This is a genomic window from Shimia sp. R11_0 (assembly GCF_017744035.1).
Classification (GTDB): Bacteria; Pseudomonadota; Alphaproteobacteria; order Rhodobacterales; family Rhodobacteraceae; genus Shimia; species Shimia marina.
The window spans coordinates 93,915-108,557 of sequence record NZ_JAGHQY010000003.1 but is presented as its reverse complement, the minus strand read 5'-3'; the positions used below and the strand labels follow the sequence as shown (position 1 = coordinate 108,557).

The following is a 14,643-nucleotide window of genomic DNA, read 5'->3' as shown; positions in this document are numbered from 1 at the left end:
ATGGCTTGGGATCGCAATCAAATGGCGGCGCGTGCCGCACAGGAACTGCAGGACGGCTGGTATGTGAACCTCGGCATCGGCATCCCGACGCTGGTGTCCAACTACATCCCCGAAGGTGTCGAAGTGACGCTACAGTCGGAAAACGGCATGCTCGGCATGGGGCCGTTTCCCATCGCAGGGGAGGAAGACGCCGATCTGATCAACGCAGGCAAACAAACCATCACCGAGCTGCCCCAAACCGCCTATTTTGACAGCGCGCAAAGCTTTGCGATGATCCGCGGCGGCAAAATCGCCATGGCCATTCTGGGCGCGATGGAAGTGGCTGAAAATGGCGATCTGGCAAACTGGATGATCCCCGGCAAGTTGGTCAAAGGCATGGGCGGCGCGATGGATCTGGTGGCAGGCGTCGGCCGCGTGGTGGTCGTGATGGATCACGCCAACAAACACGGCCAATCCAAAGTGCTCAAGGAATGCACGCTGCCGCTCACCGGCAAAGGGGTGGTGGATCGGATCATCACAAACCTTGGCGTGCTGGATGTGGTGGAAGGCGGCTTGAAAATCGTCGAATGCGCAGAGGGTGTGAGCGAAGCAGAACTGCGCGCTGCCACCGAGGCCACCATCGTCAACTAAGCGTGACATCGCTGTTCAAAACATCAAGCCCTGCCGGATCCGATCTGGCAGGGCTTTTCTATGGCTCCGCACAGGTCAGTCAAACAGCACTTTCACCAAAGGGTATTTCCTGCGATCCTGACACCCGTAAAAAGTGAATTTACGCTTCACACTGTCGGGAGTGCGACCATGAGAGCACCTGTTGTTTTGATACTTGGGGCCGTTGGCCTGTTTCCCATCGCCCTCTCCTATGGCGTCAGCCCTGCCCAGACACTACATTTTCTTCTCGGTTTTGAGGTGCAGGGCACCAACCATACCCATGTTTTCCGCGCCATTATGGGGCTCTATCTGACAAATGCCGCTTTCTGGTTGATCGCGGCACGCAAGCCTGAACTGATACGCCCGGCTCTCTGGGTCATGCTTCTGTTCATGGGCGGATTGGCCGCTGGACGCGTGCTGAGCCTTGTGATGGACGGTGTGCCAAGCCCTCTTCTCCTGTTCTATTTGCTTGCAGAGCTCGGTTTCGCGACCCTTGCCTGGCGCGCGCTCCAGCAACGTGCCCGATGAAACCTCAACGATCTGCTCTTGCGACGGCTTGCCTGTGCTTGTTTGCTGGTGTTTTGTGCGCTGCACCCGCGACCCAAAACAAGGTTGATGACGCCATCCTGGCGCTCAAGAAAAAGGCACAGGTCGAGCAGCTCGACACCATTGCAGACATTGATCACGCCCGCCTCGCCACACAGGCCGGGCAACCCATGCCCGCCGCACGGGTACTCTTACTCTCAGATGCAGAGCTCAACAGTCAAATCCTGAAAGAGAACATACGCGCGGGGCTGGATCTGCCCTTCCGCGTTTTGGCCTATGATCAATCGGGAGAGGCCCGCCTCATCTATACCGATTTTGACTTTATCAAACGCCGTCATGGCCTCAGCGCAGAATTTGCGCCACGCTTCAACGCCACTCTTGAGGCACTTGTGTCCGAGGTCACCTTGCCTTCTGCGCCTGCTCCCACCGCTCAAATGGCCAAAGACCACGGCATTCTCTCCCTCTTCTCAGCGCATGATTTTGAAACCACCGTCCAAAACCTGCGCGACGTCGTGACGGCGCAGCAAGACACCCTGTGGTTTGCAGAGATTGATTTCACCAAGGATGCTCACTCAGAGGGGATCACCTTGCCCAATGCTATCGTGCTTTTGTTTGGTGGCCCCGCCCCCGGCGGCATTGCCATGCGCGCCCATCCCGCGATTGGCCTAGACGCATTCTGCCAAAAGCTGCTCGTATATGAAGATCGCGCAGGTCAGGTGCATGTGCTATACAATGACATCGCGGCCTTTGCGATGCTGCATTACGGCAGCTCTGATCGCTCTCACCACGCCCTCAATGAACGTCTGACCCAGACCTTCAAAAGCGCCATACAATAGGTGACGAAAACTCGGCGAGCGAACGGTTCGCTCTGTTGGCTTGCTCGCCATCCGTTTTTAGCCCCCGACCATGCCTCACTCAGCAACAAAACATCCCACAATTGTGCCGCTCTCTCGGTCGCTGGCAGCTGGTAAAACATCATTAAAACTCGGCGCACTTCCCCCCATCAGGCTGCGCAGAAAGTAAGAAAACATTAGGAGTCTCGTGGTGATTTCAGCGCCAGTAGACTGCCCATTTCAATATTGGAACCAAAATGCTGAAATCCACCTGCTTTCTTGCCGCCGCCGCAGCTCTGACCGCTGCTGTCGCACAGGCTGAAACTGTCCAACTGACCACTCTGGAGTGGCCACCCTATGTGAATGCTGATGCCTCAGGCACCAGCACCGAGGCGGTTTCCGCCGCCTTTGCCGCTGCGGGTGATGAGGTTGTCGCCGAAGTGCTGCCATGGAATCGCGCTGTCAATCTGGCCGCGAAAGACCCTGCATGGCTTGGCGTCTATCCAGAATACTATGATGCCTCCGCCGATGCGGAAAATGGCGGCGATCGCTGCATCTATTCAGCCTCGTTTGGCACCAGCCCGGTCGGCTTCATCTATCGCAAAGACAGCGCCTTTGACTGGTCCACCCATGAGGATCTCGCCAAATACAAAATTGGCGTTGTCCAAGGCTACGTCAATGAAACCCGGTTTGATGCCATGGTGGCGGATGGATCCCTCAAGGTAGATGCGGGCCCAACCGATGCTTCCAACGTCGAAAAAGTCGCAGCTGGCCGCATGGATGCGGCAGTGATTGACCGTAACGTCTTTGAACACATGCTCTCCTCCGAGCCCCGCCTGGCAAAACATGCAGATGCGCTCGCCTTCCATGAGGCGCCTCTGGCGACACATGATTTGCTGGTCTGCTTCGAAAACAGTGACAACGGTCGCGCAGCGCGAGATCGTTTCAACGGCGGTCTTGGCTCCTAAAACGTCAAACGTTGCCTGGCGCTCCATCTCGGTGGGGCGCCCTTCCCTCTTCTCAGCCCTTTCTCTTTGTGGCCGGGAGTGTCTTTGCGCCTTCCCCTTTCGGCGTCGCTGTGCCATCACTGCGCACCATGGAACTGCACGCTTTGGCATTTGATCACGCCCCGGTTGGGCTTTGTATCTTGGAAAATCGCATCATTCAGCGGGCAAACGTCCGTTTTGGTGAAATGTTTCAAGTGGATGCGGCCTCTTGCACCCATAAATCCATCGCGGAATTCTACGCGACGCCGGAAGAGTTCATAAAGCTCGGCGAGCGGGTCTATACCGCCATGGGCGATACCGGCCGTTACAGCGACGAACGCGTCATGTGCCGCGCCGACGGCAGCCTTTTTTGGTGCCGGGTGCGTGGTCAGTCCACATCCCCGGATAGCCCCTTTCACAAAAGTGTCTGGTCCTTTGCGGATCTCTCCGAAGATCGACCCGTTGTTGAGCTGACCCCCCGCGAACGCGAAGTCGCCATTCTCACCTGTCGTGGCATGACATCCAAGGAAATTGGTTTAGAGCTGGACCTCTCCTATCGCACGGTCGAAGAGTACCGCGCGCGCCTGCTGCGCAAGTTTGGTGCCCGCAAACTGGCGGAACTGGTGGCAAAACTCTCCGGCATGCCACTGTAAAAATTTTAAAAATCTGTAGCTTAGCCGATATCCACAGGCGTATCGGGCACGCTCTCATACCAATCAACCACATCACCAAAACGTTTTATGAAGCTGGAAGTATCCACGTCAAAAGAGAGTGACGGTGAAACATTGGATTCTGGCATCGCAAACGCATCGCCATAAATAGATTTCAACCAATCCTCCAACACACCAAGGCGCTCATATTTGAACACATAGTCCACGCCGGGCTGACCATCTGCACCATTGATAAACAGGCGGTCATCTATTTCATTGAGGTTCACGCTCGAGACAAACTCAGCAAAGGTTTTCCCTTTGGTTGAACGCGGCTGACCATCCAATTCAGGCCGCGAGCGATACTTGTACCAGCTCATCGCTTTGCTCAACGGGTGGCGAATAACACAAATCGTCTTGAACCCTTTTGTGCCAATCGTGTTTTGGATTTGCTCGTAACCTCTGTAATTGATGTGCTTGAGCGTTGAGTGCCCATCGATGCGCCCCAATGTCGACCCAACTCGCATAAGCGCTGCTTCTAAAGATGTGGAAGCCACTTTCGTGTTGGCGAGAAAAACAATCTTTCTGGTGTAGTCAATCCGCATTGGGACGTTACTCTCTTTGGTCTAAATGCTGTGCTTGGGGGTCGGCAAAACCACTGGCATAGCCTTATTCAAATGCAGTGTTGTTTTATGAGAGGCAAAGACCAAACTCAACATGTATCGCCCCTTTCCATGTACGTAGACAGCCTGGTGCAATGCTTTTGAGCTAAGCGACCTGATCGCTGAAATCATGGATACCCCGGCCATTTCATCCCGACATCCCTCTTTCAAGCGCGCAGGCCGCCTATTGAAAGTCGTTTCTGGTGGCGCAGACCGCGACAAGAACAAATCCCACTCTTGGGCAATCGCATGCGCTTTGACACTGGAATTTTGCGCGATTTCCCCCCATCTGACAGTCCAGTTCAGCTTTCCTAGGGGCAGCTTTTTCTCTATAAGCGCCGCAGGGGAAACCAACAAGACTCAACCGCGCAAGGCGCGCAGGGGATAGAAACAGAAAATGAGCAACAAAAATCACGATTCTGACGTGGCCTTTATCGCAGCACTGGCGGAGCTGCTGCGTGACAACGACCTGACTGAACTGGAAGTGATGCGCGAATATGGCGAGGACGACAGCCTGAATGTGCGTGTCAGCCGCCAGACACAGATGATCGCCGCCGCGGCGGCCCCTATGGCCGTTGCCGCACCTGCTGCAGCCCCTGTCGCTGCACCTGCTGCGGCTCCAGCAGCAGCGCCAGCGCCAGCAGCCACTTCTGAGGACGATCCAGCCAGCCATCCGGGCGCTGTGACCTCCCCAATGGTCGGCACCATTTATCTGCAGCCAGAGCCCGGTGCCGCTTCCTTTGTGAGCGTTGGCCAAACTGTCTCCGAAGGGGACACGCTGCTGATCGTGGAAGCCATGAAAACCATGAACCACATTCCGGCACCCAAAGCGGGCACTGTGAAGCGCATTCTGGTGGGTGATGGTGACACCGTGGAATACGGTGCACCGCTGGTGATCATCGAATAAGGGTTCGATCATGTTTGACAAAATCCTGATCGCCAACCGCGGAGAAATCGCCTTGCGCGTGATCCGCGCGTGCCGCGAAATGGGCATCAAATCGGTTGCGGTACATTCCACCGCCGATGCGGATGCGATGCACGTGCGTATGGCGGACGAAGCCATCTGCATCGGCCCTGCACCGGGCACCGACAGCTACCTGAACATGGCCTCCCTCATTGCCGCTTGCGAAGTCACTGGCGCGCAGGCGATCCACCCGGGCTATGGCTTCCTGTCGGAAAACGCCAACTTCGTACAGATTGTGGAAGACCACGATCTCACTTTCATCGGCCCCACTGCGGAACACATCCGCATCATGGGCGACAAGATCACCGCCAAAGACACGATGATCAAACTTGGCGTGCCCTGCGTACCGGGCTCTGACGGGGGCGTGCCTGATCTTGCTGCCGCCAAGAAACTTGGCGAAGAGATGGGGTATCCGGTCATTATTAAAGCCACCGCCGGTGGCGGCGGGCGTGGCATGAAAGTGGCGCAGACCGCCGCTGAAATGGAAAGCGCCTTCATGACCGCGCGCGCCGAAGGCAAAGCCGCTTTTGGCAACGATGAAGTCTATATCGAGAAGTACCTCACCACCCCGCGCCACATCGAAATACAGGTGTTTGGCGACGGCAAGGGCAATGCGGTACATCTGGGTGAGCGGGACTGCTCTTTGCAGCGCCGTCACCAGAAAGTATTTGAAGAGGCCCCCGGCCCCTCCATCACCCCGGAAGAGCGTGCGCGCATCGGTAAAATCTGTGCGGACGCGGTTGCGAAAATCAACTACATCGGCGCGGGCACCATCGAGTTCCTCTATGAGAATGGCGAGTTCTATTTCATCGAAATGAACACCCGCCTTCAGGTGGAACACCCGGTGACCGAGGCCATCTTTGGTGTGGATCTGGTGCGCGAGCAAATCCGCGTGGCCGCAGGTCAGCCAATGTCCTTTGGTCAAGACGATCTGAGCATCAACGGCCACGCGATTGAGGTCCGCATCAACGCTGAGAAACTGCCGGATTTCGCCCCGCGTCCCGGCAAGATCACAGCCTTCCATGCGCCCGGCGGCCTTGGCGTACGTATGGACAGTGCGCTTTATGATGGCTACTCCATCCCCCCCTACTACGACAGCTTGATTGGCAAGTTGATCGTACATGGCCGGGACCGCGCCGAGGCGCTTGCGCGTCTGAACCGCGCCTTGGGCGAGCTGATCATCGACGGTATCGACACCACGACACCGCTGTTTGACGCGCTGCTTCAGGAAGAAGATATCCACACCGGTGAGTATAACATTCACTGGCTGGAAAAATGGCTCGAAACCAACCTGGTTGAGGGCTGAACCCACATGGGCGCGCATCATGACTGAGGTCACCGCAAACCTCTTGATGCGCGCCTATGGCATGGGGGTCTTCCCCATGTCCGAAAACCGCGACACCGACGAGATCTTCTGGGTCGATCCCATCCGGCGCGGTGTCTTTCCCCTTGATAGCTTCCATATCTCCCGCAGCCTCGCCCGCCGCATCCGACGCGGTGGCTTTCGCATTACCCTGAACGCGGATTTTGAGGGGGTGCTGCGCGCCTGCGCAGATCGGGAAGAGACCTGGATCAACGACACCATCCATGACCTCTACGTCACGCTTTTTGAGCGTGGAGAAGCACATTCTCTGGAAGTCTGGGACGGCACCAATTTGATCGGAGGGGTTTATGGAGTCACGCTGGGCGCAGCGTTTTTTGGCGAAAGCATGTTTTCACGACAAACAGATGGCTCAAAAATCGCGCTCGCCTTTCTGATCGCTCATCTGCGACGCAGCGGCTTCACCCTGTTTGACACCCAGTTCCTGACCGATCACCTCGCTTCTTTGGGCGCCATCGAAATTCCGCGCGCCGACTATCAAAAGCTGCTGACATGGGCGCTGCGCCAAACCGCAGACATACGGGCTCAGTCGCTGCCTTCCCCCTCAGAGGTGCTCTCTGCCTGCGCCTGAGCGCCCAGCTGACAGCGCAACACCCAAACGTCATAACGCGCATGATCCAGCGCGCTCAACGCGGGCGAACTGGCAATCATCCACCCCTGAAACAGATTGCTGCCTGCGCCGCGATCTTCATAGACCGACAGAAACGCGTAGGCCTCCCCGGCTGGGTTCTCGCTCGGATGGCGACACTGCGCCATATCCACGCGCAACGTGCCAAAATTCACCGAGTAGCCATTGGCCAGCTCAAAATCCACAACCTGCCCGGTGAGCTTATCCAGCCCCCGCAGCATTGCGCCTTCGCCCACAGTGGCCGCGACCACGGTTTCACTGGTGACATCCCCAAGAGGCACCTCCAGCGGCTCATATTTCAAGGGTTCGATATCCAACATTTCAATCTGAATATCCTGTGCAGCGGCCAGCACAGGCAGGGCAAGCGCCGCCCCCATGGCCATAAATCTGCCAACACGCATCACGTCACTCATCCCCACTGCCACTGACAAACTTCAGCAAGAGAGAAATCAGGCTCACAGAGCTTTGTGTGTCCTCAATCTCATCCCCCGCTTCAAAGTTGAAAGGCGAGCCACCGGGAAGAATTTCAACAAAGTTCCCTCCCAACAGGCCCTCTGATGAGATCACCACCGCACTGTCATCTGGCAGCGCAATACCCTGCGCCACGCTCAATGTGGTCAGCGCTCGAAATGTCTGCGGGTCCAGCGTGATATCTGTCACCGTGCCAATCTTAACACCGGCAAGGCGCACATCCGTGCCCACGCTCACCCCCTCAACAGAGCGGAACGACGCGGTCAGCCCATAGCCTCCGGCCTCGCGACTGACATTGGCAAACTGTGCACTGTAAAGCAAAAAACCAACAGCTGCGGCCACGACCGCAGCGCCGACGATGGTCTCTGTACGAACGGCCGACATGGGGCTTACTCGGGGCTCCACGCCTCATAGTCAGACCGCTCCGCAGGCGCCTTGGCCGCACGGATCGATCCTGCCGGCGCATAGGCCAAGGCCGTGCCGGTCACGTTTTCCTGATGGGGCAGTTCCCAGTCTTTGTGGGTCAGCGGCTTTTCGCTTGGCACCTCATCAAAGGTGCGATGCAGCCACCCATGCCAATCTGCGCTCACACGGCTGGCCTCCGCCTCGCCGTTGAACATCACCCAGCGCTTGGAATCATTGGCCGTACGGTAATAGACATTGCCCTCCGCATCTTCGCCAACCTTCACGCCTTTGCGGGCCGTGAACAGCTTGGTGTTCAGCGTGGCGCCATTCCACCAGGTAAAAACATTGTTGATCGTGCTCAGAATGCCCATGGGTGTCTCCGCAAATTCTCCCTTCATATGACCGATTTAGGGCCAAAGGTCCAGTCCGCGAAACAGACAGTTGCGCGCAAATTGGCGCAGCGGGCGCATTTGCGCCTCACCCCTGCGCAGACCGCCCTCGCCACAGAATCACAAAGCCGGACATCACAATCAAAACACTGCCCAGGATCATCATCTGATCAAGCGCCTCGCCAAACACCACAACCCCCAGCCCCACGCCAAACAGCAAGCGGCTGTAGCGAAACGGCGTTACCGCAGAAACCTCACCGGTGCGCATCGCTTTCATCAAGGCGCTATAGGCAAAGACACCACAGGCCACGGCTGCCAGAACCGCCAGCAAAGCCATCGGTGGCGGCGTATGAAAACTCTGCCGCTCCCACAGCCCCCCATAAAGTGCGCCAGCCAAAACAATCGCCAGAAAGCCATAGAGGCCCAAAACAGCCGTACTCAGGCTAGCTGGCGCCGCGCGACTGGCCAGATCCCGCCCGGCAAAGCCCAGCATGCCAATCACCGCCAGCAAAGACATCACAGAGAAACTGTCGCCCCCCGGACGCACCACAAGCACAACGCCCGCAAGCCCGATTACAATCGCCAGCCAGCGCCGCCAGCCCACCCGTTCACCCAGCACCAGCGCCGCAAAGGCCACCACCACCAGCGGCGTGGCCTGCAAGATCACCGTTGTGGAGCTCAACGGCGTCAGCGCCAGCGATAGCGTGAAAAACAACCGCCCGATGATCTCAAAAAACACCCGCACCTGCATCGGCCGCGACAGCACCGCCTTCGGTGCCAGCGCCTGCCCCTTGGCCCGCAGCCAAAGGGCAAAAACCATTGCGCCCCCACCGCCAAAAAGCACCATGACCTGCGCAATTGGCAAATCCCGCGCCGCCGCCTTGAGAAAAGCATCCTCAACGGCAAATCCCGCCATGGCGGCAATCATAAAAAGACTGCCAAGCCGGTTGGCGGCACGGTCTGTGGCGATATGGGCGCTCATGGTCCTCTTACCGCGACACGCGCGCGGTCACTTCAATCTCGATTTTCATCGCCTCTTCCATCAGCTGTGCAATCACCATGGTCGCCGCTGGCTTGGCCTTGGCAAAGACTTCGCTGGTCACCGGCCAGCATTTCTCAAAATCGCTGCCGTCGGGCAGAATATAGGTCACCCGCACCACATCATCGAGGCTGCTGCCTGCCTCCTCAAGCGCTTTGCCGATGGTCGCAAGCGTGTTGCGGCACTGATCCACCACATCTTCCGGCAATGTCATGGTCTCATAATCATAGCCCGTGGTGCCGGAGACAAAGACCCAGCCATCGGCCACAACCGCCCGGGAATACCCGATTTTTTCTTCAAAGGGGGATCCGGTGGAAATGTGACGTACAGACATGACAGCCTCCTGAAATTATGGTCACAGAAGACATCCTCTGCCACGCAGCGACTGTCAATGGCCCTCGCCATGCGCCCACAAATCGACCTGCTGTCAGCGCTGCCAGAACCGCTTTTTCTGCGGCTTCTGCGCGTTCAGATGCTTCTTCAGATCAGTAAACCCACCAATCTTCACCCCATCGATAAAAATCAACGGTGTGGTGGTGATGTGATGCTTGTCTTTGAAGGCATCGGTCTCCCGCCGCGTGCGCAGCACATGTTCTTCAATCTCAAACTTCTCCCGCTTGAGCAGATCCCGCGCAGCGGTGCCATAGCCACAGGTATAATTGGGCAAATCCATGCGATAGAGTACGGCTTTGGGCATTCAAAACGATCCTTTATTGTCTGCTGCCCGATATCGGAAACCCGACCGAAACAAACAATGCATCCCCGCTCACATTTGCGTGGGCCTCCGCTTTCTTTTCCCAAAATATCCTCGGGTGAATGCGCGCCCCGCAACTAGGGCGCCTTACACATCTCTACGGGCAGAACGCACCCCGTCACGGTAAGCTTTATCTCGCCCCCGTGCCACAACCGTGTCAGTCAATCACCAAACCGTATGCGCGCTGCCAGCCGAGGCTCCGGTGCATAGATGTAAAGCGTCTCTCCAACCCGGTCCCGGCTATACCAAGCTCCGGTGGTCGTCATGATCCGTTGTAGCTCCGCAACCAGCTCTTTGGAGAAATCATGCGAACAAAACCCAAGCGCGTTGCGCGTGCTGTTCCCAAGTGCGGGCGACGGAGTGGGCTTCCAGTCTCCGCCAAAAGCAAACTGCCACCCCATTCCAGAGTCCCATGCACGACTCGGCGGCACCTCTGGTGCACCGTCCGCTATCCGAACGACCGCAAAACTACAATCCCATGCCTCCGCTCCGCGGTGGTGATACCGGCGCGTGGCGAGCACCTCGGCAACCGGAACCAGGTCTTCAAACAATCGCATCGCATAGATCGGATCCTCTTCGCGCCTGATCTTCTCTGGCCACCCCACAAATAGCCACCAGCCGCAAAAATAGAAAAAGGCCAATGTCATCCCAACATTGGCCAATCCCTTAAAAAACCACATGATTTGATCTCAGCTCAAATCACCCCGCCTCAGCAGGCTCTTTCTCACCTTCGCCGTGGATCATCAGAGGGGCTGCCTGACCGGTGGCCGCTTCTTCATTCACCACAACCTCGGTCACGCTCTCCTGACCGGGCAGCTCAAACATGGTGTCCAGCAGGATCTCTTCGAGGATGGAGCGCAGGCCGCGCGCACCGGTTTTGCGTTCAATCGCGCGGCGTGCAATCGCACTCAGCGCATCATCGGTGAAGGTCAGCTGCACCTCTTCCAGCTCAAACAGACGCTGATACTGTTTCACCAGCGCGTTCTTAGGCTGTGTCAGAATGATCACCAGCGCGTCTTCATCCAGATCTTCCAGCGTTGCCAGAACCGGCAGACGGCCAACAAATTCCGGAATCAGACCAAATTTGAGCAGATCTTCCGGCTCAAGGTTTTTGAAGGTCTCCCCAATGCCCGCTTCGCTTTCATCACGCACATCTGCGCCAAAGCCCATCGCGCTGCCCTTGCCGCGCTGCTTGATGATGCGGTCCAGACCCGCAAAGGCCCCACCACAGATGAACAGGATATTGGTCGTGTCCACCTGCAGGAATTCCTGCTGCGGATGCTTGCGGCCACCTTGGGGCGGCACGGAGGCCACGGTGCCTTCCATCAGTTTCAGCAGCGCCTGCTGCACCCCTTCGCCTGACACATCGCGGGTGATCGACGGGTTCTCAGACTTGCGCGTGATCTTATCGACCTCGTCAATATAGACGATGCCGCGCTGTGCGCGCTCCACATTATACTCAGAAGCCTGCAGCAGCTTGAGGATGATGTTCTCCACATCTTCGCCCACATAGCCCGCTTCGGTCAGCGTGGTGGCATCCGCCATGGTAAACGGCACATCCAGAATCCGCGCCAGCGTCTGCGCCAGCAGGGTCTTACCGCAGCCCGTGGGGCCAATCAGCAGAATGTTGGATTTGCTCAGTTCAATATCACCGCTCTTTTCAGAATGGTTCAGGCGCTTGTAGTGGTTGTGCACCGCCACAGAGAGCACCCGCTTGGCCATGGCCTGACCAATCACATAGTCATCCAGCACATCGCAGATTTCACGCGGGGTTGGCACCCCTTCCGAAGACTTCAGCCCGCTGGCTTTGGTCTCTTCCCGGATGATGTCCATGCAGAGTTCAACACATTCATCACAGATGAATACGGTGGGGCCCGCAATCAGTTTGCGCACCTCATGCTGGCTCTTGCCGCAGAAGCTACAATAGAGAGTGTTCTTGCTGTCACCACCGGACGTGTTCGACATGTCTTACCTTTCAGGCCAAAAGTCTGCCCCCATTTGGAAGGGGCATCCCACGTTCCCGCCAGCTTAAGACAGCCGGAAAGTGGGCACAATGCGAAAGTGCCCGATCTCGCTCTCACGTGACCGGGCGCCTTTATTGTCAGCTTTCTGCGTCGTCACCCTTGGCGCGATTTTCCACGATCTCATCAATGAGACCCCACTCCTTGGCCTCTTCCGGGCTCATGAAGTTGTCGCGCTCAAGCCCGCTCTCCACCTCTTCATAGGTGCGGCCGGTGTGCTTCACATAGATTTCGTTGAGACGTTTTTTCAGCTTCAGCGTCTCTTCGGCGTGGATCATGATGTCCGTCGCCTGCCCCTGATAGCCCCCAGAAGGCTGGTGCACCATCACGCGCGAGTTGGGCAGCGAGAAACGCATGCCCGCCTCACCCGCGGTCAGCAGCAGAGAGCCCATGGAGGCCGCCTGACCAATCACCAGCGTGGAGACCTTCGGCTTGATGTACTGCATGGTGTCATAGATCGACAGACCAGAGGTCACCACGCCGCCGGGGCTGTTGATGTACATGCTGATCTCTTTGGAGGGGTTTTCCGCCTCAAGATGCAAAAGCTGCGCCACGATCAGGGACGACATGCCGTCATGCACCGGGCCGTTGAGGAAGATGATGCGCTCTTTGAGCAGGCGCGAGAAGATGTCATACGCGCGTTCGCCCCGGCTGGTTTGCTCCACAACCATGGGCACAAGTGTATTCATATAGGTTTCAAAAGGGTCTTTCATAACGCCTGCCTGTTGATCACGTTGCGGCCCGCCCGTCGGACCCTACCAAGAGAGTCTTAGTATTGGGTTTGAGGGGCTGCAAGGCCACCTAAGGATTTTTGGGTTAAGGGGAGGTAAAGAGGCGGGGCTTGAGGGATCAAATCTGAATGGCCCACGGGCTTTGGCGCTCCATTTGCCAACTCTGTTAACGCCGTTTCCTCACCCCAGATGAAGGGGCAACTCAAAGACAACGTCGTCAATGCCGATTGGAGCGCCACCTGTATTGATGAACTCGATACCTTTGACCTTTCTTTCCAAATCCCTTGTTGCAAATGTGTAGCGGCCAAACCGGGTCAGTCGAATTGGGGTACCGATAGGCGCACCATCCTCTCCAAAGAAGCTCACAACCGCAACTGGTTCGGCCCCTTCCTTGTCATTGAGCGGTTGAAGATCAAAGCCAAAAACAAACTGCCTGTTCACAAATCTAACCACAATAGTGCCAAACCCAACTGCGCGATCTCGGGCCATGATGGTTGGTTCAAACACACGAGAAGTCAGGAAAATGTCACCCCCCTCATCGTCCGACAAAACTGTTTGCAGCGTTGACTTCCCAGACCTCTTGGCCCCCACCTCCAAAGGGTTGCTAGGTGCCCCGTAATTCACTCCAAACGTGCGATTGCCGTGCAATCGCAAAACCGGAATTTGGCCACGAAAACGGTCGTGCACCGATAACCCAGAAAAGGGTATCCTCGCGGAGTATGTCGTCCCCGGAAAGGGCTTCGCTGCCGTCTCTTGGAAGTCTACGATGTCATGCAAGTAAGCGCGAAAATCCTCGCGACCCACCTGAATGACTTCTTCCGCAACCAACATTGTCGGCAATAGAAAAACAAGGATCGCGATAAGCTTTAGACGATCTTTCATTTTGCTCGACCTATTCACGTGCGCTGCCCAACCAATGGAAACAAACCCTTATAGCACCTCGCTACCTGGGATTGCACTCCCACTTGTCAAATCAATTTACTACAGAGACCTCTCAACCGACATGAGCTTGCGCAGCATGCTTCTCAAAGGTGACCTGCCCCGTGAAACCAAAGGTTTGCATCCGGCAAAACCCGAACGCTTTCGCTTTTTTTGCCCCTCGGTTCGTGCGCGGTGTCGGCAAACACTGGTCTTGGAGTTATCCTCAGCAGGCTTACCATTAGACGTTTCGAAACGCTCGGATCAAACCAACAATCACCAAACCGATTGGAATCCAGAGGAACACGTACAACAAATAAAATCCTAAACCCCACAAAGGATAGAGCACAGCACCCAAATCAAGCCCCAAGATTTCGCAAGGTTGAGGCCCCTGAGAGGAGATCTGGCACCCACCCAAGCTTGCCAAAAAGGCGATAATCCCCCCAATAAGCCAAACAAACACTGGCCAACAGACGATGGCGATCATAGCTTTTGAAGAGATAGTACTATCTTCACTTAAACTCATTTTAGTCTCCGAAAAGCATGGGCCGTCTCCAGAAATCAGCTTCCCCGACCCGATGTTCCTTGCATCTTATGATTGCCTAGCTAACTTTCAATAT

General features: G+C 56.5%; 20 protein-coding genes. 8 read left to right on the top strand and 12 right to left on the bottom strand.

The genetic code is table 11. The features are described from left to right. The 5 genes from J7382_RS07495 (at position 1) to J7382_RS07475 (ending at position 3,666) form a co-directional block, all read left to right on the top strand. Entirely contained in the window at positions 1-630 is a 630-nt protein-coding gene (locus J7382_RS07495) for a 3-oxoacid CoA-transferase subunit B (RefSeq protein ID WP_058240045.1), read from the top strand. A 168-nt stretch (positions 631-798) separates the two neighbouring features. Next, positions 799-1,176: a DUF4345 domain-containing protein gene (locus tag J7382_RS07490; protein WP_209068460.1), complete on the top strand. Its 378-nt coding sequence runs from the start codon at positions 799-801 to the stop codon at positions 1,174-1,176. Then, positions 1,173-2,030 carry a DUF302 domain-containing protein gene (locus J7382_RS07485; RefSeq protein WP_209068459.1) on the top strand — a complete coding sequence of 286 codons (858 nt, stop codon included), beginning with the start codon at positions 1,173-1,175 and terminating at the stop codon, positions 2,028-2,030. Before J7382_RS07490 ends, J7382_RS07485 begins: the two co-directional genes overlap by 4 nt. Positions 2,031-2,284: 254 nt before the next feature. Then, positions 2,285-2,995: an ABC transporter substrate-binding protein gene (locus J7382_RS07480; protein ID WP_209068458.1), complete on the top strand. Its 711-nt coding sequence runs from the start codon at positions 2,285-2,287 to the stop codon at positions 2,993-2,995. 128 nt (positions 2,996-3,123) lie between these two features. Continuing rightward, positions 3,124-3,666 (top strand): LuxR C-terminal-related transcriptional regulator, encoded by a 543-nt coding sequence (locus J7382_RS07475; protein ID WP_058240239.1) that lies wholly within the window; start codon positions 3,124-3,126, stop codon positions 3,664-3,666. Between the two features lie 20 nt (positions 3,667-3,686). Here the strand turns inward: J7382_RS07475 and J7382_RS07470 are convergent, their stop codons facing one another. Beyond that, entirely contained in the window at positions 3,687-4,265 is a 579-nt protein-coding gene (locus J7382_RS07470) for a hypothetical protein (RefSeq protein WP_209068457.1), read from the bottom strand. A gap of 454 nt (positions 4,266-4,719) precedes the next feature. Between J7382_RS07470 and accB the strand changes: the two genes are divergently transcribed. From accB to aat, 3 genes are read left to right on the top strand one after another with little or no spacing between them, the layout of a single operon-like run. Beyond that, a complete protein-coding gene (gene accB, locus J7382_RS07465; protein ID WP_209068456.1) occupies positions 4,720-5,229 on the top strand; it encodes an acetyl-CoA carboxylase biotin carboxyl carrier protein in 510 nt (169 codons plus the stop codon). Positions 5,230-5,239: 10 nt separating this feature from the next. Further along, positions 5,240-6,592 (top strand): acetyl-CoA carboxylase biotin carboxylase subunit, encoded by a 1,353-nt coding sequence (accC, locus tag J7382_RS07460; RefSeq protein ID WP_209068455.1) that lies wholly within the window; start codon positions 5,240-5,242, stop codon positions 6,590-6,592. A 19-nt stretch (positions 6,593-6,611) separates the two neighbouring features. After that, positions 6,612-7,238 (top strand): leucyl/phenylalanyl-tRNA--protein transferase, encoded by a 627-nt coding sequence (aat, locus tag J7382_RS07455; RefSeq protein ID WP_209068454.1) that lies wholly within the window; start codon positions 6,612-6,614, stop codon positions 7,236-7,238. Here the strand turns inward: aat and J7382_RS07450 are convergent. The 11 genes from J7382_RS07450 to J7382_RS07400 all read right to left on the bottom strand — a co-directional run bounded on the left by J7382_RS07450 (position 7,193) and on the right by J7382_RS07400 (position 14,549). Beyond that, positions 7,193-7,696: a DUF2155 domain-containing protein gene (locus J7382_RS07450; RefSeq protein ID WP_247744902.1), complete on the bottom strand. Its 504-nt coding sequence runs from the start codon at positions 7,694-7,696 to the stop codon at positions 7,193-7,195. The two genes, aat and J7382_RS07450, sit on opposite strands and share 46 nt — an antisense overlap. A gap of 4 nt (positions 7,697-7,700) precedes the next feature. Continuing rightward, positions 7,701-8,150 carry an outer membrane lipid asymmetry maintenance protein MlaD gene (gene mlaD / locus J7382_RS07445; RefSeq protein WP_058240038.1) on the bottom strand — a complete coding sequence of 150 codons (450 nt, stop codon included), beginning with the start codon at positions 8,148-8,150 and terminating at the stop codon, positions 7,701-7,703. Between the two features lie 5 nt (positions 8,151-8,155). Beyond that, positions 8,156-8,542, bottom strand: coding sequence for an NADH:ubiquinone oxidoreductase subunit NDUFA12 (locus J7382_RS07440; protein ID WP_209068453.1), 387 nt, complete (start codon positions 8,540-8,542; stop codon positions 8,156-8,158). A 106-nt stretch (positions 8,543-8,648) separates the two neighbouring features. Then, complete coding sequence (locus J7382_RS07435; RefSeq protein WP_209068452.1) at positions 8,649-9,542, bottom strand: DMT family transporter; 894 nt, start codon at positions 9,540-9,542, stop codon at positions 8,649-8,651. Between the two features lie 7 nt (positions 9,543-9,549). Further along, the gene (locus J7382_RS07430) at positions 9,550-9,933 is read right to left on the bottom strand and encodes a RidA family protein (protein WP_209068451.1); all 384 of its coding nucleotides are present in this window, start codon (positions 9,931-9,933) and stop codon (positions 9,550-9,552) included. Positions 9,934-10,026: 93 nt separating this feature from the next. Next, positions 10,027-10,296 carry a glutaredoxin gene (locus J7382_RS07425; RefSeq protein WP_209068450.1) on the bottom strand — a complete coding sequence of 90 codons (270 nt, stop codon included), beginning with the start codon at positions 10,294-10,296 and terminating at the stop codon, positions 10,027-10,029. A gap of 218 nt (positions 10,297-10,514) precedes the next feature. Continuing rightward, complete coding sequence (locus tag J7382_RS07420; protein ID WP_209068449.1) at positions 10,515-11,033, bottom strand: hypothetical protein; 519 nt, start codon at positions 11,031-11,033, stop codon at positions 10,515-10,517. A 19-nt stretch (positions 11,034-11,052) separates the two neighbouring features. Then, on the bottom strand, positions 11,053-12,318 hold the full coding sequence (gene clpX / locus J7382_RS07415; RefSeq protein WP_209068448.1) for an ATP-dependent Clp protease ATP-binding subunit ClpX: 1,266 nt from the start codon (positions 12,316-12,318) through the stop codon (positions 11,053-11,055). A 136-nt stretch (positions 12,319-12,454) separates the two neighbouring features. Continuing rightward, the gene (locus tag J7382_RS07410) at positions 12,455-13,087 is read right to left on the bottom strand and encodes an ATP-dependent Clp protease proteolytic subunit (RefSeq protein ID WP_058240032.1); all 633 of its coding nucleotides are present in this window, start codon (positions 13,085-13,087) and stop codon (positions 12,455-12,457) included. 198 nt (positions 13,088-13,285) lie between these two features. After that, entirely contained in the window at positions 13,286-13,987 is a 702-nt protein-coding gene (locus J7382_RS07405) for a hypothetical protein (protein WP_209068447.1), read from the bottom strand. Between the two features lie 277 nt (positions 13,988-14,264). Next, complete coding sequence (locus J7382_RS07400) at positions 14,265-14,549, bottom strand: hypothetical protein (protein WP_209068446.1); 285 nt, start codon at positions 14,547-14,549, stop codon at positions 14,265-14,267. Positions 14,550-14,643 lie beyond the last annotated feature (94 nt).